Annotated in this window: 12 protein-coding genes and 2 pseudogenes; 4 read left to right on the plus strand and 10 right to left on the minus strand. The window is 37.2% G+C overall.

Features of this window, described 5'->3' with window-relative positions; genetic code table 11:
* Window positions 1-13 precede the first annotated feature (13 nt).
* Window positions 14-568 carry a DUF3575 domain-containing protein gene (locus tag QZL88_RS15690; RefSeq protein ID WP_296942645.1) on the minus strand — a complete coding sequence of 185 codons (555 nt, stop codon included), beginning with the start codon at window positions 566-568 and terminating at the stop codon, window positions 14-16.
* A 31-nt stretch (window positions 569-599) separates the two neighbouring features.
* The gene (locus QZL88_RS15695; RefSeq protein ID WP_296942647.1) at window positions 600-1,442 is read right to left on the minus strand and encodes a hypothetical protein; all 843 of its coding nucleotides are present in this window, start codon (window positions 1,440-1,442) and stop codon (window positions 600-602) included.
* Window positions 1,443-2,006: 564 nt separating this feature from the next.
* On the opposite strand from QZL88_RS15695, the gene ltrA reads away from it, so the two are divergent.
* The gene (gene ltrA / locus QZL88_RS15700; RefSeq protein ID WP_296937713.1) at window positions 2,007-3,689 is read left to right on the plus strand and encodes a group II intron reverse transcriptase/maturase; all 1,683 of its coding nucleotides are present in this window, start codon (window positions 2,007-2,009) and stop codon (window positions 3,687-3,689) included.
* A pseudogene (locus QZL88_RS15705) lies at window positions 3,673-3,792 on the plus strand (conjugal transfer protein TraI); the annotation flags it as partial. The gene ltrA and the pseudogene QZL88_RS15705, both read left to right, overlap by 17 nt.
* On the opposite strand, the gene QZL88_RS15710 reads toward QZL88_RS15705, so the two are convergent.
* The 8 genes and pseudogenes from QZL88_RS15710 to QZL88_RS15745 all read right to left on the minus strand — a co-directional run bounded on the left by QZL88_RS15710 (window position 3,775) and on the right by QZL88_RS15745 (window position 14,448).
* Window positions 3,775-4,560 (minus strand): hypothetical protein, encoded by a 786-nt coding sequence (locus QZL88_RS15710; RefSeq protein WP_296942649.1) that lies wholly within the window; start codon window positions 4,558-4,560, stop codon window positions 3,775-3,777. The pseudogene QZL88_RS15705 and the gene QZL88_RS15710 overlap by 18 nt on opposite strands.
* Before the next feature lie 22 nt (window positions 4,561-4,582).
* Window positions 4,583-5,626 (minus strand): hypothetical protein, encoded by a 1,044-nt coding sequence (locus QZL88_RS15715; RefSeq protein ID WP_296942651.1) that lies wholly within the window; start codon window positions 5,624-5,626, stop codon window positions 4,583-4,585.
* 73 nt (window positions 5,627-5,699) lie between these two features.
* Window positions 5,700-6,293, minus strand: a pseudogene (locus tag QZL88_RS15720) (hypothetical protein); the annotation flags it as partial.
* 503 nt (window positions 6,294-6,796) lie between these two features.
* Window positions 6,797-7,855, minus strand: coding sequence for a FimB/Mfa2 family fimbrial subunit (locus QZL88_RS15725; protein WP_296942653.1), 1,059 nt, complete (start codon window positions 7,853-7,855; stop codon window positions 6,797-6,799).
* 59 nt (window positions 7,856-7,914) lie between these two features.
* Window positions 7,915-8,334 carry a hypothetical protein gene (locus QZL88_RS15730; protein WP_296942656.1) on the minus strand — a complete coding sequence of 140 codons (420 nt, stop codon included), beginning with the start codon at window positions 8,332-8,334 and terminating at the stop codon, window positions 7,915-7,917.
* Between the two features lie 38 nt (window positions 8,335-8,372).
* Window positions 8,373-8,792 (minus strand): hypothetical protein, encoded by a 420-nt coding sequence (locus QZL88_RS15735; RefSeq protein ID WP_296942658.1) that lies wholly within the window; start codon window positions 8,790-8,792, stop codon window positions 8,373-8,375.
* Window positions 8,793-9,300: 508 nt separating this feature from the next.
* Entirely contained in the window at window positions 9,301-10,092 is a 792-nt protein-coding gene (locus QZL88_RS15740; protein WP_296942660.1) for a TetR/AcrR family transcriptional regulator, read from the minus strand.
* A 330-nt stretch (window positions 10,093-10,422) separates the two neighbouring features.
* A complete protein-coding gene (locus tag QZL88_RS15745; RefSeq protein WP_296942662.1) occupies window positions 10,423-14,448 on the minus strand; it encodes a hybrid sensor histidine kinase/response regulator transcription factor in 4,026 nt (1,341 codons plus the stop codon).
* Between the two features lie 275 nt (window positions 14,449-14,723).
* On the opposite strand from QZL88_RS15745, the gene QZL88_RS15750 reads away from it, so the two are divergent.
* Both QZL88_RS15750 and QZL88_RS15755 read left to right on the plus strand, forming a co-directional pair.
* Window positions 14,724-15,680 (plus strand): glycoside hydrolase family 43 protein, encoded by a 957-nt coding sequence (locus tag QZL88_RS15750; protein WP_296942664.1) that lies wholly within the window; start codon window positions 14,724-14,726, stop codon window positions 15,678-15,680.
* A 689-nt stretch (window positions 15,681-16,369) separates the two neighbouring features.
* Complete coding sequence (locus tag QZL88_RS15755) at window positions 16,370-19,582, plus strand: SusC/RagA family TonB-linked outer membrane protein (RefSeq protein ID WP_296942666.1); 3,213 nt, start codon at window positions 16,370-16,372, stop codon at window positions 19,580-19,582.
* Window positions 19,583-19,588 lie beyond the last annotated feature (6 nt).

Here is a 19,588-nt window from a genome sequence, read left to right on the forward strand (position 1 = left end):
AAACAATACATAATTAAAATATGAAATAAATAAAGCTGATGCTTGCCTTTGTCGGACCCCAATAATCTTTAGTGTCACTTTTGATTATCGTACCACATTCGGCACATGGGTATTTGTCGTATTTGAAATGTGCATATCCAAGTCCAATGGCAGCTTCGATTCCCCATCGGTTATTTAATATCCATTGGTAACCATAACTTATTCCACCTCCATAAAAGTTTCCCTGATAGTTCCCGTTTTTCATCTTTTCCGAGAAATTTATACCACTGAAGTTATACTGCCCGGCATGTGCATGCAGCCCAAGAAAATGTCCATTTAGTCTTTCACAAAACCAATACCGGAATTCGGGTTGAACCAACCAAAGCTTCATTCTTTTCACATCCGAAAATTCCCATGGATTATATGCTCCGGATATATCGAGAGATGTTTTTTTGCTTAATCCAATCTCAGCACCCAGACTAAATGTACCCGTTACATCATATAGGACATTCGTCTTGAGTCCCATCGTTTGCCCCGAAAGAGATAATGTTACAATGCATAACAAGACTATATTTATAATATGTTTCATAGAATAATTTATTTCTTTTTACAAACGATTATCAATATTGTGTTGGTGGATTAGGATTCCAGCCTCCGCTGACTGATAGGTTATCTATACCAAGTAATGGCAGATTGACAGGTACGGATACTTCTATTGCTTTAATCGGACTTAGCAATGACAGTACTAAAGAATTAACTAACGGCCTTAATATATCTCCGATGATAGGAATGGATAGCAAGCCATTCAACGCAGTGGTGAGTGTGGTAGTCAGGATATTATCTATATTGGCTATATCTCCTATTTTCACGGTCAGAGTAAGGCGATGTGCCCCGTCGGTCTGTTGTGTGTAGCTCTTCAGACCCAACGCAGCAAGAGAATACTGAGACTGATATCGTCTGTTGCTTTTAGATCCGGTTATCTGTATAGGATCATTGATATCGACAAAAGCTCCCGGTAATAGAAATTCATCGATCACCTGATCTACAACTACTCCCGAAATAAGCCCGACTCCTACTACATTTATTTTCCTAACATCGTATACATCATTAAATCCTTTAATGGTTATATATCTGTTTTTGTTTATAGCCTCGGTATTAAATCCGTATTGGAATCTTTGAACTCCGGTATAAGATTCTTTTACGGTAAGTCCAAAATCTATCGATTTAGGAAAGTTATTTATAGATACTACCGCATTTCTGGCCAAAGCATCGTTCCAAGGGTTTAGGATTACTCCGAGATATGTGACCAGGGCTGTCTTATCCGAGTTTCCGAGCAGGGCTATCCCTATCTGATCTACCAGTCTCTGCAGTAGAAGATTATATAAGAGATCGGTCAGAGGTTCCACCAATACTGTGACTAAGGGGTGCGACGAGAAGTTGCATAAGTAATTGTTTAACAACAAGATTAAACCTATTGTTTCGTCAATAGTAGCCTAAGGATACGTGCATTATGAGTAATTGTTTTGTACGAAGCTATCCTGAGAAAGTAACCCTTCCGAAAGGAGGAGTCGGAACCGTGAGGGAAAGACAACGAGCGTAAGCATTATATGCTCTGGGGGCGAGGCTGAATGGTATGGCTAACAAATGTGAACTGTCAATAAACATCGTTACGAAAAGAACAAGCTAAAGAATGCTGATAAGCTTGAACCAAAAGGTACGCAGCCAGGATAATCCTCTCCCTTGTGGGATTACACGAATATGAGAGCTGCCGGTGGATAGACAGAGCCTAACCCGTTCGTGTTACTTATGCAGAACTCGGAAAACCCGTACTTCTCCTATTTACTTAGGAAAGTGAGCCGTAAGGCAAGCTGATAGAGGTGCGGATATGGGATAGTAGAAAAAGCGAATGCCACTTTGTAATGAAGTGGATAGAGGTTTAAACGTTACCTCACACGAAAGTGGGCAGACTTCTACATAAGGTAATTCTTTACAAGAAACTTTTAGAACTTTTTAAAGTAGAAAAGCAAATGAACGAAAGTAAAACATCGTGTGCATCAACTGACCGAACAAAATCAATCGCATGGGAATCCATTGAATGGAATAAGTGTGAACGTGAGGTTAAGAAGCTACAAGCACGTATTGTAAAGGCTCAAAAGGAAAGTAAACACAATAAGGTGAAAGCCTTACAGTGGGTGCTTACTCACTCTTTTTATGCTAAAGCATTGGCTGTAAAAAGAGTGTCTTCTAATAAAGGAAAAGCTACGGCTGGGGTAGATGGTAAAATTTTGAATACCCCAATAGCCAAGGCAAATGCGATTACTGAATTGAAAAGACGGGGATATTCTCCGCAACCATTAAGAAGAGTACATATTAAAAAGAGTAATGGAAAACTACGCCCGTTAGGAATTCCAACAATGAAAGACAGAGCAATGCAAGCATTATATCTCATGGCATTAGACCCTGTGGCTGAAACAACTGCTGATAACCATTCGTATGGTTTCCGCAAAGGAAGAAGCACGCAGGATGCTATGAAACAATGTTTTATTGATTTGGCAAAAGATTATTGTCCTAAGTGGATATTGGAAGGAGATATAAAAGGTTGTTTTGACCATATCAGCCATGAATGGCTTCTGGAAAATATCCCAATGGATAAGGTTATGCTAAAGAAATGGTTAAAAGCAGGATTTGTCTTTAATAAAATGTTGTTCCCGACAGACGAGGGTACGCCACAAGGTGGTATCATATCTCCAACACTTGCTAATATGACCTTAGATGGTCTACAAGAACTACTTGCACAGAAGTATAAAGCAAGAAGAATCAAAGGTGAAAGGAATAAAAAATATCACCCAAAGGTCAATCTTGTTCGATATGCTGATGACTTCATCATAACAAGCGAAGACAGAAGTGTATTGGAATCTGAAATCATGCCATTATTAAAAGAGTTTCTCGCAGTAAGGGGACTTACCCTATCTGAAGAGAAAACGAAGATTACTCATATTGATGATGGTTTTGATTTTCTTGGATTCAACTTCAGAAAGTATAACGGAACAATGCTTGTGAGACCATCAAAAGAAAAGGTAAAAGTCTTTTTGGATAAGGTTCGACATATTATTGAAACAAATAAAATGGCGAAACAAGAGACAATTATAAGACTTTTAAACCCGATGCTTATAGGTTGGGCTAACTATTATAAATATAGTATAGCATCAGAAATATTCGGTAGAGCAGATTTTGAAATTTTCAGAAAACTATGGAGGTGGTCGAAAAGACGACATAATGCTAAAGGAAAATATTGGGTTGCCAATAAATACTATCATAGGGTAAATGGTAGAAGCTGGACTTTTTCAGTAAGTGATAGTCGTAAAAAGAATGGTGAGTACTTCTCGTTAAAGCGACTAACCAATACAAAAACAGAATCCTATGTGAAGATTAGATCAGAGGCTAATCCATATGACTCAGAGTGGGCTGAATATTTTGATAAAAGAGAAACTTATCAGATGCTCAACACCCTTAAAGGCAGAAGGTCACTCCTATATATCTGGGAAAAACAAAACCGTATTTGTCCAATTTGCGAGAATTTAATAAACAGAGAGAAAGAATGGAGTATCATGGAACAAACCATAGAAAACCATATCAAAAGAACTCTAGTACATGATAGTTGTCGCAGAAGTGTATTACTTAAAAATAGAAGAAATGAGCCGGTTTCATAATAGAAATTTTGAATTGCTTGAGCCGTATGAGGGGAAACTCTCACGTACGGTTCTTAGAGGGGAAAGGGGCAGTAATGCCCCCGACCTACTCGACATTTACCAGACTATCTACATAGGCAGCCAGACCAGCTACAGCGTTACCTAGTATGGGGCCAATAACGGCTCGCAATAGCCCGGGCAATGCCCCTTGTACAGTTGTTCGTATTATATTTTTGTAACCTATTTGGGTTACTATATTGTTCACTAACTGATTCAATGCATCCTGACCATCGAGAAATACACGCTCTAGTTTAGCTGCTCCGATGATACGTTGCAATAATATATTTGGATTTGGATTGGTATCCGAAAAAGCCACATTAGCCCAGTAGTATTCTGTTCTGTCCGTGAATTCGGCTGGCGGCAGTATGATGCGTGCATCGCTATAGCTACCCTTATAGTTGGTCAGCACCTCTGCATAGTTCTGCGAAGAGCTACTTGTCGAATATGGGAATAATGTTTTCTCTATATTGCCCAAAAATACAACGGAATAATTTCCTTTAGGTAAAGTGTCCCTTACTACGGCAAGAGGCCATGTTGGGATGCCCTGTGCCGGTGATAATACTATTTTTTCTTTTACATATTCTCCAGTCGATTTGTAAATTATATATCGGATGTGTTGCACCCTTCCGTCGGGACCGCTTACTGCAGCTTTTGTTTGTATATCAAAGGTTGATGTTACGAAGTTGACTACAAAATGGCCTTCAGGAACCTTACTGTTTGATGTTGGGGTTTCTTTTTTATCTATATCTATTAAGTCATCCGTTTCCCTGTTATCGCAGCTTACCAGAAGAATCAATGTTAATATACTGTATAGTAATATATTTGTTTTCATATGCTACTTTATTTTATTCGGGTTATTGTATGCCGTCCCAGTTGTTATCGTCCAGATTTATGCTATAGCTAAGAACAAACCCGATATTTATGTTCGAGTAATTTCCGGATATTTTTACAACATGATTAGGTGAAAATATGATGCTATTTCCGGACGATACTCCGCTTGTATCGGGTACTTTAATAATATATCTCTCTGTGAAAACGCCATATTTCACATCCAGATAAAGTTTAGTTTTATTTAGATCCAGTGTCGGTAGAAGGTAGTGATTGAAACTCACCTTTGCCGAAGCCGGGATTTGTGTCGAAAATGTTTTAAGGTTGTCTGCATCGCTAGCCAATTGGACAACGGTTGCGATAGTGCTGACAGGCTGTATACCCTTTACTAGCTTTTCTGCAACTAAAGTGATAGAAGTAACATAGGTAGGGATATTTGTTATTTCTATGTTAAGGCCGCTTACGAGGCGAGTTAAGTTGCCTTTTAATGTTTTTATCTGCGAGGGCTTAAAGTATTCTCCGATAATGTTTGTGTTGTTGTAGGATTGACATGTTGCAATGAAAAATTCAGGCACAGAGGCCGCTGATTTTGTAAGTAATTGTATATTGTTCAATAGGGTAGGGTTGTTTACAGATCCTATGCTGAATTTGTTATTTACGTTGCTTTGGTCGTTGAAATTATAATCATTCTGGTTGTATCCTATTACCAGTATTTTATAAGTAGAGTTGGCTGACAGGCTCAGCATTGTCATATATGAAGTCAGAGCGCTTACATTAACCTGTCTGGCTGCTGTATAGTCAGGTGCAAAATTGCTCTCGTTGTTGGCAGATATACTCTCATCTATTTTTTTGAAAGGGAGCAGTAATACTCTATTGACTGTATATGGCTGTGTCTCTATCGATTTTTCCTTATTAGTTTGCAAGCCGGTTATTTCGACAGGTACAGATATTATCTGTCGGTCTGGTTCTTCAGCAATTTCATTCTGAGAGCATCCTGAGAGCATTAAAATTGCAATGCTACACAGTAAGCACTGCCATTTTGCATATTTGAAACAGATATTATTATTCATAACGGCTTTGTCGTTTTTATGGGGCTGCCCAAAAAGCAGATGTTCCTTTCGGGCAGCCTCATTTATTTATTGTTTATTGTATTGTTAACGGATGTATTGTATTCCAAGCTGGATCTATAGTGATTGTTATAGTCTGGTCTTGTAATAAGTCAATAGCATCGTCGTCATCTCCCGGATCGCCAGGGTCTGATCCTGTTGTGGTTCCCGGTTTATGTTTTACTCCTAATGAATAGAAGTGGTTGGCTGTAATGTTAAATGTGCTGGAAGCACCATCTCTTACCGACCATGTTTTGATCACGGCATTGGCGGCATCATACAAACCAAGGGTTAATGTAACTCCACTTACCGGGATCATGTATGCTCCGCTTAATTGAGAATTTGGCAATTTGACAATTCCGGCAGAAGATAAATCGTTTCCGGAATACATTTCATTTGCAACACTTTGGGTGCTTAGGTCAATATTGATAATATTGTAGGTGGTTGCTGCTGTAGAACCGATTCCAGATCCCAGATTTACGACTTTATTTCCTGCGCTGGCAGACAGACGGAGGTATCTTACTGTTTTACCATCCAGCATCTGTGGTACATTTTTGAAGTATCCCAAAATACCAGCTATTTTGCGGGTCATAGTGAGGCTGACGCGTGTACCTTGTGATAATACTTGTGCCTGANAATTTGTTATTTACGTTGCTTTGGTCGTTGAAATTATAATCATTCTGGTTGTATCCTATTACCAGTATTTTATAAGTAGAGTTGGCTGACAGGCTCAGCATTGTCATATATGAAGTCAGAGCGCTTACATTAACCTGTCTGGCTGCTGTATAGTCAGGTGCAAAATTGCTCTCGTTGTTGGCAGATATACTCTCATCTATTTTTTTGAAAGGGAGCAGTAATACTCTATTGACTGTATATGGCTGTGTCTCTATCGATTTTTCCTTATTAGTTTGCAAGCCGGTTATTTCGACAGGTACAGATATTATCTGTCGGTCTGGTTCTTCAGCAATTTCATTCTGAGAGCATCCTGAGAGCATTAAAATTGCAATGCTACACAGTAAGCACTGCCATTTTGCATATTTGAAACAGATATTATTATTCATAACGGCTTTGTCGTTTTTATGGGGCTGCCCAAAAAGCAGATGTTCCTTTCGGGCAGCCTCATTTATTTATTGTTTATTGTATTGTTAACGGATGTATTGTATTCCAAGCTGGATCTATAGTGATTGTTATAGTCTGGTCTTGTAATAAGTCAATAGCATCGTCGTCATCTCCCGGATCGCCAGGGTCTGATCCTGTTGTGGTTCCCGGTTTATGTTTTACTCCTAATGAATAGAAGTGGTTGGCTGTAATGTTAAATGTGCTGGAAGCACCATCTCTTACCGACCATGTTTTGATCACGGCATTGGCGGCATCATACAAACCAAGGGTTAATGTAACTCCACTTACCGGGATCATGTATGCTCCGCTTAATTGAGAATTTGGCAATTTGACAATTCCGGCAGAAGATAAATCGTTTCCGGAATACATTTCATTTGCAACACTTTGGGTGCTTAGGTCAATATTGATAATATTGTAGGTGGTTGCTGCTGTAGAACCGATTCCAGATCCCAGATTTACGACTTTATTTCCTGCGCTGGCAGACAGACGGAGGTATCTTACTGTTTTACCATCCAGCATCTGTGGTACATTTTTGAAGTATCCCAAAATACCAGCTATTTTGCGGGTCATAGTGAGGCTGACGCGTGTACCTTGTGATAATACTTGTGCCTGAACCATTCCTGCAAAAATTTCGGATTCGTCGCCTGATGCTGCGATAGTTGCTGTTACATCTTCTATTTTGGTGGTGGAGCTCAATGTTGGCAACTGGTATAAATCTGATGCATCGCGTCCTATTGCAAGGAACTTGTAATCGCCGGCGTCTAATTTGTCCCCGATCGGCACAGCGTAGCGTTTGAATGTAGAACCTACAGTCCAGTCGGAGATATCGTATGTTTTTACATAGAGATAGTCTGTACCATTACTTTTGAAGGCGTGAACAGATACACGTGTAACACTTTGTGATGCATCCTGGCTATATACAGGGGTTCCGGCTTTTGTTGTAGTAAGCTGTGTCTTTGCAGCAATTTCAAACACTAAGCCTTCGGGGTCTTGCCCATTGTCTATAGCTTGTTCGTCACTAGAGCAAGCAAAAAAAGCGATGCTTGCAAAAAGCAGAAAAAAAGTCTTTTTCATAACAATAAAAAATTAAAAATTAAAAATTAAACCTAATAAATAACTAATTGTATGTGATCTTATATTTCGATTTCACTTATATTCAGTCTTTTTACAAGGGTCCATTCACTATCAATGTAGACCCATATTTCGATTTCGTCTTGTGTGGAATTATAATTGACTGTGACTTCTGTTATTTCATTTCTGTTGATTTCCAGATCTATAGATGGCAGAGTCAGTGTTGGAGAGGAATTTTCTGTTGTATAAAAAGAGATGGTTAATTTTGATGTTTCGCCGTTAACCGTAGGGGCCAGATATGAAGATATTTTATCTAATACTTGTGTGCTTTTCCTAAATGTGCTTTTCACATCGGCCATATCCCGATATAATCGCTGCGCATTTATATATTTGTATATATTTGAAATATTTTGATCGATTTTAATAATCGATTCAGGAAGATTGTTCATTTTTACTAATAGCTTGCCCTTTGTTCGGTCCATTCCTAAAACAGTGTCCTGTGCTAGTCCGTTTATGATATTCAATGTGGCAGCACCGATATATATATATCAGTACTTTCTGTATTATCACTATGTAGAGACAGAGTTTCTATCATAGATTCGTTCACATTCCCCCATACAGTCAGTAGGTATTGCCCGTCGGGCATATGGTCCAGAATTATATTAGTGTTTTTATCATCACCTAATATTTTATTTATAGGCGACTTTTTATCTGTTTTGCCTGTTTTTACATTCTCTAATGTATAGTATATATTAGATATATACTGATTGAAAGGCAGGTTTTCGTCAACAATATTTCCTTCTGTTCCCGAATTGTTGAGATAATTTTTATCCTTTACAACTAGCTGTATGCTATACTGATAAGGGCATTCCGGGAGAGACTCTCTGACACATGAAGTAAGAAGTGAAATGGAAAACAGTAAGCATATTGTTATTCTCATCGTACAAGTTTTTAGGTTGTGAATATCTTATACTTTTTATTACCTATTAACATCAATTGTGTTTAATTTGTTTATTTATAAATATATAAAAAAATGTGACTATTGTGTTCTAATATTACGTGAATATATAATTGTATATATATTATATTATCTACAGATATCTGTAGAACCATTTTGTTGTTATAATATGTTATAAAACAGTTGTTTGATTTTTTTATTTAAAATGTATATTTTGAGGATGGATATTAGTATTGGAATATTGTAGATAGTATTATATATATAATTGATTATATATAATTTTATTCTATTTATTCGATAGCCAATAGATGAATTTAGTTGAAAGGATTTTTTTTCTAGAATGTAAGATTTTTATCCATTTGTGTTAATGGATTTATGGAGATGAAGATACAGTTTGTTGAAGGAAGCTTATTTTTGAATTTTCTACAGCTGACTAAACTGATACATACATAGTTTTGTGATATGTGGTTTCTGTGTAGGAAGTGATAGTCTAATGATTCTTATAAAGTTTTTCTAATATATTATCACTTAAGCCTGTCGATGCTTTTATAATATCATATTCGACATTATTTTTTATTAGTTTTTTTGCAATGCTTACAGCTTGTTGTTTTGATGGAGGAATATCTGCAGATGGTAATTCCTCTTCATAATCATCAAATATTTTGAGTATTATTTTTTCTATATTTAATTTTAGCTCTGCAATATTCTTTTGTTCGGTATAATCTATAGAATTAAATGTACCTGCTTCTCTATGTAATATCAGAAATATTACTCCACCTATAATAAGTGAGGATGCATGTGAGAAATTAATGTCGCAGTTCTTAAACTTTTCGTCAAAAAAACTCATAATATGCTTAGAGCTAATATCCCTGTTTTGTGCAGTTCGCTGGGTGATATAATTTTTTTCACTTATTTCCCATGCTATTAGTCTTTGCATACAAGTATCATTTAATAGCGATTCAGTAATCGCATTTATGGTCGCGTGGGCGTTTGCTACCGGATGAAGATTATCCTGATTGAAATTTATATTATCATTTAGCCAATAGTCATAGTTACGAACAAATTTTTCCAGAAAGTCGTTCATATCTTTGTACCTGTTGTAAAATACAGGTGGATCAATTTTGGCTTCCTGGGTAAGAGCCTTGACTGTTAGGTTGTTAAAACCTATGTTTTCTATTGATGTAATAGCAGCATCGAACAAGGATTGTTCAATGTCTTTTTTAGTTCTACGGTACCTTTTCTGTACAGAGTCAGCTACGTTCTCTCTTGCCTTATTGCTCATACGTGCAGTATTATGACAATCTAAATTAGTATAACATTAAATTGTAAATGCTACGGAAACAGTATTGCAGCATTTGTTCTTCGTACAAATGCCAAAAGGTAAATTATTTAATGGGTCGTCTTATTTACAATATACAGTTGCAAAAATAGTATTAATTTTGATAAGTCAATAATTACACAATGGTAGATTTTCGTAATAATATGTATACTAACTTTTATTTTGTTAAATTATCAGCTAAAATACTCCTACGATAAGCATCAGGCGTATTCCTGCAATCCGGCTTTTAGATAATATTAGGTTGTAGAGTTTATCTTCTTGTATTATAGTGTATTATATCTTTTCCCTATCTTCATTCAAATGTTTATTTACAAATTCTTTAGGTAACATATTGTAATTTTTCTGAAAGACTTTCGTAAAATAAGATGGAGAGTTGAAACCTATGCTATAAGCAACCTCATTGATTCGCATATCTGTTTCAATCAGTAACTTGCAAGCCTTTCTTAGGCGGTAGTTTCGTAGATAATCGCCGGGAGTTACACCACTTATTGTTTTCAGTTTTCGTTGCAGGTTGGAACGGCTGATATTGAGTATACCAGTCAGTGATTCCACAGAAAAATTTTCTTCCGATATGTGTTTCTCTATTTCTTCATTTAGTTTGTTGAGGAATATTTCGTCATTTTTGTTGGAGACAAGAACTGAATATGACGTTAATGGAGAACGGTTGAACGCTTCCAGCATTGCTTTGCGATTTTCGAGCAGGCTTAGAATTTGAGCCTTGAGGTAAGAGGTAGAGAACGGCTTCTCTATAAATACATCAGCTCCGGAAAGCAAACCTTCTATCTTTACTGCATTTTCCGTTTTGGCAGATAATAATATTAGAGGAATATGGCTGTAGCTAATATCTGATTTCAGTTTCTTTGTAAAAGAAATTCCATCGATGCCCGGCATCATTATATCTGAAATAATGATATCGTAACTTTTTTCTTCAAGTAGAGATAATGCTACTGTGGCATCTGGAGCAGAATCGACTATGTACTCACTAAGTAAGGTCTTCTTTATAAATAAGGCCATCTCGGGATTATCTTCAACAATCAGGATTGAATATTGAAATCCTACTTCTGTATGTGGTGTGTTTTCAGTCGTAAGAGTTATGGATTGATCAGGTAATAGAGTTGGTGTTTTGTCGAATGATGGTTCTATATCGGAAAATTGGAAAATGAATACCGTTCCACCATCCTTCCTGTCGGCTACATCGATAGTTCCCCCCAGAATATCAGTCAGATTTTTTACTAAAGCCAATCCCAGGCCCGTCCCTATATTACGATCGTCCGTCTGTACTTGGAAAAACGGATCGAATATCAGCGATTTATGGTCGTCAGATATTCCTCTTCCGTTATCTTCGACAGTTATGATATATGATTTATCACTGTTGCAGGCTAAAGATAATATAATTTGGTTCTTGGTGTACTTCAATGCATTTGTCAGTAGGTTACCGATTATTTTTGTCAAAGCATCGACATCGGAATTTATCCTGATTTCTTTATCCTGAGGTAAATTTAATATAAAGTCTATTTCTTTTCGCTGAGCTGTTTTTTTGAAGCGTTCGTATAGTTCATAAACAAATTCTTTGAGGTTTATGTCTCCCGGATTTACAACATATACAGTTGAGTCCATCTTTCTGAAATCGAGCAATTGATTGATAAGAACGGTCAACCGGTTACAGTTTTTTTCTATTATGAGAAGGTTTTGTTTTGTCTCACTATTATCTTCGTTTGTATTAATAACTTCCTCCAATGGCGCTGTAATAAGGCTTAGCGGAGTTCTTACCTCATGAGCTATGGTTGTAAAGAAGTCTATTTTCGACTTGAAGGCCAGAGTTTCCTGCTCTGTTTTATATGCTTCCAGTTGTTGTTGCCGTTTCTTTCTGTCTTTCGCCCAATAATAAGACATAATAACGTATACTAAAGATATAAGTATTATGAAGTATAATGCCTTTGCAGGTAATGAAAGCCAGAATGGGGGTAGTATTTCTATTTCTATTTTAGCCCCGGTTTCGTTCCATAAACCATCATTATTTGTTGCTTTTATCCAGAAGCAATATTTCCCGTAAGGCAGATTGACGTATGTCACACTCTTATTGTTCCCTGTGTAATTCCAATCTGTATCTGCACCTTCTAATTTATATGCATATTGATTTTTTGTTTGAGTGACATAACTCAGGCTTACGTATGATATCGTAAAGGATGACTTATTGTATGGAAGTGTAATTTTTTGTCCCTTGTTTAATTTGATCTGTATCTCGTCTTCTATTTCGGTATCAGAATTACTGAATAGGCTTATTCCGGTAATCTCTACAGGTGGTACTACTATATTCTTGTTTGCATTGAGGTCTTGGGGATAAAAGGAATTAAAACCGTTTATACCGCCAAAATAGAATTTTCCGTTCTTGGTCTTGTAGCTTGACTTATAATTAAACTGATTGCTCTGTAGTCCATCCTCTTTGTTGTATAGTATTGAATTCTGAGGTGCTGACAGGTTGAAACAAGCTAATCCTTTGTTACAGCTGATCCATAGATTTCCAAAAGGGTCATCGAGAATGCCGTAAACGACGTTGTTAGGCAAGCCATCGGATTCAGATATATTTGTGAAATTGTCTTTTTTTGCATCATAAATAAAAAGGCCCTTTCCTTCGCTAGAGAAAAGAATTCTTCTCTGGCTATCTATATACACACTGGTCAACTTACTTTTTACGATGGGATTCTTGCTATCTAGTATGGCGTCATAATATATCCATTTGTTTGTTTTAATGTCCAGCTTTATAGCACCGTTGCCATATGTTGCCAGCCACAAGTTTCCGGAATGATCTTCTTTTATGTCGTAGATAAAACCGTCAATGGCTTCTATAGGTGTAAAACTATTGGTCGTCTTATTATATTTATTTAATCCTACCGGGGTGCCGGCATAAATATCTCCGTTACTGGTTTTATATAATGAAAAAACACAATTGTCATTTAATGTATTTTTGTTTCCGCTTATACTATTATAGTTAGTCAAAGATCTGGTTTTGGTATTATATACATCTATGCCTCTCGAAAATGTACCTATCCATAAATTATCTCCATCTAATAGCAATGCATGCGTGTTGTGATAGGATGTTGTTATTGGCTGGCTGATACTTTTGGTTACAGAGTTGAAATAATTGATGCCTCCGTCTTCGGTCGCAATCCATAAATTTCCGAACCGATCTTCACAAAACTGACTGATCGCTTTCCCCGATAAAGTTCCGGGACGACGGTCCGGATAATAAGTCTCAATATTCAATTGAGATGGATTCAGATAGTTTACGCCTCCGAAATAGGTTCCTATCCATATTCCGTTTTCTTTGTCCTTATAGATCGAATATACATTCTGATCGCTGAGGCTATGCTGTAGTTGGGGCATATCTACTCTCTTGGCTTTTTTTGTCTCCAAATCGAATAGGTACAATCCGTCATCCGATCCAATATATAGGGATCTGTCATCATATTGGAAAATAGCTCTGATATGTGTTACGTACTGAAATATATCGTTCCGGCCCAGGTACGATATGTGGCTGTTCGATTGTTTGTCGTACAGGCAAAGCCCGTTGGACCAGGTGCCCAACCACAAGTTGCCTTTATTGTCTTCCATGATGGATAAGGTTTCATAAGAGAAGTTTTCAGAGAAACCAAACATGGACTCTATAGGATCTAGTTTGTTTGTTTCCTTGTTATATCTAAGTAAGCCAAGACGGGTTCCCACCCAAATATTACCCGATAAGTCTCCATATATCGCCCAGCTGGCATTGTTATCCAAATTGTATCTTGAAAGTTCTATTCTCGAAAGTTTCTTTTGTTTAGGGTTATATTTGAATATGCCCTGATTCATAGATGCTATCCAGATATCACCGGATTGATCCTGGTAGAGGGCATTGATAGCAGATGTCAAATAAATTTTTTCACTATTTGTTGTTCCGGTAACTTTTTTAAATGTTTCTTCCATCGGATCCATTATATATAGTCCTGCATCGGTGCCAATATAAAGATTCCGGTCATTTCCTTCTATGAGGCATCGAATGAAATTATTTCCTATTGAATTTATCTTTTCTTCACTATGACGAAAAACACGAAAGTTATTACCATCAAACCGATTCAGCCCGTCTTTTGTCCCAAACCACATAAATCCTTTCGAATCTTGTAGTATACAATAAACCGCATTCTCAGACAATCCTTCATCAACTTGTATTTTTTTGAAATGAAAATCCGATTCTATCTGGGAGTACAAATATAAATTGGTTATGAGAAATAGTGATAGTACGATATATTTAACGATGCTCATATGTATGCAAACATTTTTTGATAAGTAAAATTACTTTATATATGAATCGGTAATATAAGTGGCCGAGCATATTTGTGATAAAAAATAACCAATGTATGATAATTTTCGGTCAAACGGGCTTTGTTGACCGATTTTTACTCTTTTTATTTTAAAAGTGTTCTCAGGCATATTTTGCTCTTACTAAATTTGTGTATAGTTTTTTCTACCTGAATTAAAGATATCTGCAAAGAGAAAATTATTAAACAATATTGAAAAACGAAGAAAGATCTGATAAAATGAAAATACTCAATTTTCTAATAGCCGCATTGTTTAGCTTTGGTTTTGCATCTTGCCAAAATAATGGAAATGTCAAACAAGATAAGATAGAGGCAATCTCTCTAGGAGACCCATTTATTATGTTACATGAAAACATTTACTATGCATATGGTACACAAGCCAAAGAAGGTATAGAGGTGTATACATCTGCCGATTTGGTACATTGGAAAAAAGCTGGATCACTGGCTTTGCATCAGAAGGATTCCTGGGGTGAACGTTGGTTTTGGGCACCTGAGGTATATTATATAAAAGAAAAGAATAAGTTTTTCATGTATTACTCGGCTGACGAACATATTTGTGTGGCTGTAGCCGATTCTCCTTTTGGTCCTTTTGTACAGGATGAGAAACAACCGATGATTGCTGATGAAAAATGTATAGATAATTCCTTGTTTATCGACGATGATGGCAAGCCTTATTTGTATTTCGACCGCTTTAACGACGGACTTAATATCTGGGTGGCTGAATTAGAGGATGATCTTAAAACTATCAAGCTCCCAACTTTAACAAAATGTATTAATGTTTCTCAATCATGGGAGGAAGTACATCCACGTGTCAATGAAGGTGCTTTTGTTACCAAACATGAGGGTGTATATTATCTGACTTATTCGGGAAATAGTTACGAAAGTCCTTTCTACGGAGTAGGTTATGCTACGGCCACTTCTCCGATGGGGCCTTGGACGAAATATGACAAAAATCCAATTCTTCAAAAGCCGGACAGTCTTGTTGGTGTAGGACATAGTGCTATGTTTAAAGATAAAGAAGGGCAGTTGAGAATTGTATTTCATGCCCATAACAATCAGGAAAAGATCCACCCAAGACACATGTATATTGCTTCTGTTCGGTTTACAAATGAAGCAACGCCGGTTATGCAGGTGTACGGTGATATTTTAAAGCCGGTAGTAGTGACCTTAGAATGATCTGTCTATATCAGGAATGTAAAAAATAAAATAAAAAATGGTGTTTTTTAGTCAACGAGGATGTGTTGACCGGAATTTCTCTTTTAATGCACAGGTTATTTTGCTTGTTTGATACAGAATTCTTTTCCTTTGAAACTTCATTTAAAGAATACCAAAAAGAAGAACCTTTATACTTATAATATATGCTCCATATAATACAAAATACAATGATTGTGAATGACATTTTTTTGCTTGAAAATTTGTCTGTTAACAGTATTTTGTTAGAGAGAGAGAATGTTATAATCTTAATAAAAAAAGGGCGAAAAAACAACAGACCGGATGTCGTAAATACAATCCGGCCAGTTATTTCAGTTTTAAGAAAACCTTCTTCCGTGGAACAAGTCTGTTCCCGGAAGAAGGTTTTTGTGTTTACTGGTAATCATAGTATCATGAAATAAAGATGAAAATCATCTATTTATATACTTAAAAATTAATTAGATAACCCCAAAGTTTATGCCTATGGAAAATCAATGAAATGACAGGGATTAATGAATTCGTTCAATTAATCTTTCTGATAATTTGAGGATTAATAATTAGAGATAAATCTATTATACCTAACGAAACCCAATTATTTATACCTATGAAATATATCAATTGTAAATAGTTAAACCATAAATCTGTATTGTATGATTTCAAAAATTAGATTTTGTATGCTGATTCTATACAGCATGTTTTTATGCATTCATCTGAATGCGCAGACGAGTAATAAAAATATTACAGGGAAAGTGCTGGATGATCAGCGAGAGCCTGTAATTGGAGCCACAGTTGCGGTAAAAGGCACTACTCTGGGAACTATGACGGATGTGGACGGTAAGTTTAAGCTGAGTGTCCCTTCTAAAGGTACGCTTGTAATTTCTTATATTGGATATACTACTCAGGAGCTGGAAATAACAGAGAGTTCCAATTATGAAATAGTAATGAGTGAAGGTGCTCTTAATCTTGAAGAAGTTGTAGTAGTAGGATATGGTACTATGAGAAAAAAGGACCTGACGGGGTCCGTCATCCAAATCCGACCTGATAATCTTGCTATGGAAAACCCTAAAACTGTTCAGGATATCTTACGCGGTACACCGGGGTTGCAGGTCGGCTATGACGCGTCAGCCAAAGGTGGAGGCAATATGGAAATCCGTGGACAGCGTTCTCTTTATACAGATGGAGGGCATAATAATCCTCTACTTATTCTGGATGGAATGCAATTCTATGGTGAATTATCTGAAATTAATCCTGATGATATTGCTCAGATAGATATACTCAAAGATGCTTCAGCCGCCGCCGTTTATGGTTCTAAAGCGGCAAGTGGAGTAATTATTATTACTACCAAAAAAGGGAAGCAAGGAAAGCCTGTTATAAACGTCAGCGCTAACTTTGGCCTTTCGGACAGAAGTGACTATCGTGAACGATTTGGTACAGGAGATTATATGCAACATCGTCAGGATTGGTATACAAAGAATACTTACGGAGTGAATCCTCAAACTGGAGACTATGAAGCATACCAGTCAGGTGTTTATGCTGATAAATCAGGATATTTCACTCGTCCTGATCAGCTCCCATCAGGTGTTTCTCTAGATAGCTGGAGAGGCTATACATCTAACGATGATGGAGAGTCTGATCTGAGTATATGGGCTAAACGATTAGGATTTTCAGGTAATGCGTTAGAAAATTATCTTGCAGGTAGAACTGTAGATTGGGCTAAACATACCTTTCGTACAGGATTCAATCAAGACTATAATGCTAGTGTAAGTGGAGCCGGAGAAAAGGCAAACTATTATTTTTCAATGGGATATCTGAAGAATGAGGGAATAATACGAAGTGATGGATATACGTCTGTACGAGCTAATATGAAGGTTGATACGAAGATAACTAACTGGTTCGAAATCGGAGCTAATGTGAATTTTCAGGATCGTTCTGATGGGAATATTGATATGGATCAAGATCAAACATTACGAAATAGCCCTTATGCTGATTATGCTGACGAGTATGGAAATCCTGTGCAGTATCCTCTCAGTTCGGAATATAGCCAAAGGGGGTACAATTATGACTTTCAGAAACAATATTTAGAATTGGAGAAAGGTTATACTACTCTCAACAGTATTTTCAATGCAAAAATAAAGTTACCTTTTAATATTACTTATTCGTTCAATGCTTCGCCGCGCTATCAGTTTTTTTACGATCGTTATTTTATGTCGGCAGATCTGCCGGGTTCGGATCCTAAGTCGCGCGGTGCAAACCGTGAGCAGACCAAACGTTTCGACTGGTCACTCAATAATAACATTACTTGGGATTACACTTTTAATCAAAAACATCATGTGATACTCACACTCGTACAAGAAGCTGAAGAACAACAATCATGGAAAGACCGTATCGAAGCCCGCAATATTCTGCCTTCAGATGCCTTGGGATTCCACAATACTAAGAATGGTACCAAAGAGAACAGCAGTTATTCGTCTAGTGATGGACACCAAACGGCTGACGCATTGTTTGCGCGTTTGTTTTATTCCTATGATGACCGCTATATGCTCACCGGAACTGTTCGCAGAGATGGGTATTCAGGATTTGGTGCCTCTAATAAGTATGCTACTTTTCCATCTATAGGAACAGCCTGGACATTCACAAACGAAAAGTTCTTCAAATGGAGCAACATTATGAATAACGGTAAGTTGCGTATGTCTTATGGTAAAAATGGTAACCGATCGCTGAGCGACCCTTATCAGGCACTGGCCAATCTTTATGAAGGAGCCGGAAAAACGCAAGGTTATATCAACGCTAATGGAGAGCTGGATCAATTACGTTACCTGATGGCTGACCGCATGGCAAATCCGAATCTACAATGGGAAAAAACCGCATCGTGGAACTTTGGACTTGATTTTGGATTCCTGAATGATCGGATATCAGGTACTCTCGAATATTATAACATGCAAACCACTGATATGATTATGAGGCAACGCCTTTTGGTACTTACCGCATTTCCTTATATTACAACCAATCTAGGACAGGTAGACAATAGCGGAGTCGAGATTTCGGTTAACACCCTTAATATTGATAATGAAAATTTTAAGTGGACCACTACACTGGGCTTTTCGTATAATAAGAATGTTATTAAGCATACCGACTACCGACGTGAAGACGTCTTGGATGCGGAAGGAAATGTGATAGGATCGAAGGAAGCAGATGATAAAACAAACAAATGGTTTATAGGAAAGGCTATTAGTGAAATTTGGGATTATCGCGTTACCGGAATCTGGCAGAAAGATGAGGTAGAAGAGGCTGCAAGATATGGACAAAAGCCGGGCGATCCCAAAGTGGCAAACAGCTATACTGCCGACGATATAGTAAATGCTGATGGCTCTGTTACGCCTGTATATAACGATAACGATAAAGAATTTCTCGGACAAACTTCCCCCCCGTTCCACTGGTCTTTACGCAACGAGTTTACATTATGGAAAGACTTTAGTGTTTCTTTCAACATCTATTCTTATATGGGACACAAAAGTTTGTCAGGTAACTACCTTAACAATGATGATGATGGTGGACGTATGGCTTACGCTTTGGCAAATTTACCTGCGAAAAAATACTGGACTTTAGACAATCCAACTAACAAATATGGACGTATTGAAGCTAAAGGACCTACAGGCGCTGAAGGTGCGCAAATGCTGTACGATCGTTCTTTTATCCGCCTCGAAAATATTTCAGTCGGATATACTATCCCTAAAAAATGGACTTCTAAATATGCTTTAGAACGTGTAAAGGTTTATGCATCTGTTCGCAACGTAGCCACATGGGCTAAAGATTGGGAGTACGGCGATCCTGAAACAGGAAGTTGGGCTTCGCGTGTTTACACTTTGGGATTGAATTTTACGTTTTAACCTCTA

This window comes from uncultured Dysgonomonas sp., assembly GCF_900079725.1.
Taxonomy (GTDB): Bacteria; Bacteroidota; Bacteroidia; order Bacteroidales; family Dysgonomonadaceae; genus Dysgonomonas.

Bases quoted from the DNA above. Each gene is read 5' to 3' on its own strand.
- QZL88_RS15755 (WP_296942666.1), top strand. From the start codon at position 16,370: ATGCTGATTCTATACAGCATGTTTTTATGCATTCATCTGAATGCGCAG.
- QZL88_RS15735 (WP_296942658.1), bottom strand. From the start codon at position 8,792: ATGAGAATAACAATATGCTTACTGTTTTCCATTTCACTTCTTACTTCA.
- QZL88_RS15710 (WP_296942649.1), bottom strand. From the start codon at position 4,560: ATGAAAACAAATATATTACTATACAGTATATTAACATTGATTCTTCTG.
- ltrA (WP_296937713.1), top strand. From the start codon at position 2,007: ATGAACGAAAGTAAAACATCGTGTGCATCAACTGACCGAACAAAATCA.
- QZL88_RS15750 (WP_296942664.1), top strand. From the start codon at position 14,724: ATGAAAATACTCAATTTTCTAATAGCCGCATTGTTTAGCTTTGGTTTT.
- QZL88_RS15715 (WP_296942651.1), bottom strand. From the start codon at position 5,626: ATGAATAATAATATCTGTTTCAAATATGCAAAATGGCAGTGCTTACTG.
- QZL88_RS15690 (WP_296942645.1), bottom strand. From the start codon at position 568: ATGAAACATATTATAAATATAGTCTTGTTATGCATTGTAACATTATCT.
- QZL88_RS15725 (WP_296942653.1), bottom strand. From the start codon at position 7,855: ATGAAAAAGACTTTTTTTCTGCTTTTTGCAAGCATCGCTTTTTTTGCT.
- QZL88_RS15730 (WP_296942656.1), bottom strand. From the start codon at position 8,334: ATGGACCGAACAAAGGGCAAGCTATTAGTAAAAATGAACAATCTTCCT.
- QZL88_RS15740 (WP_296942660.1), bottom strand. From the start codon at position 10,092: ATGAGCAATAAGGCAAGAGAGAACGTAGCTGACTCTGTACAGAAAAGG.
- QZL88_RS15745 (WP_296942662.1), bottom strand. From the start codon at position 14,448: ATGAGCATCGTTAAATATATCGTACTATCACTATTTCTCATAACCAAT.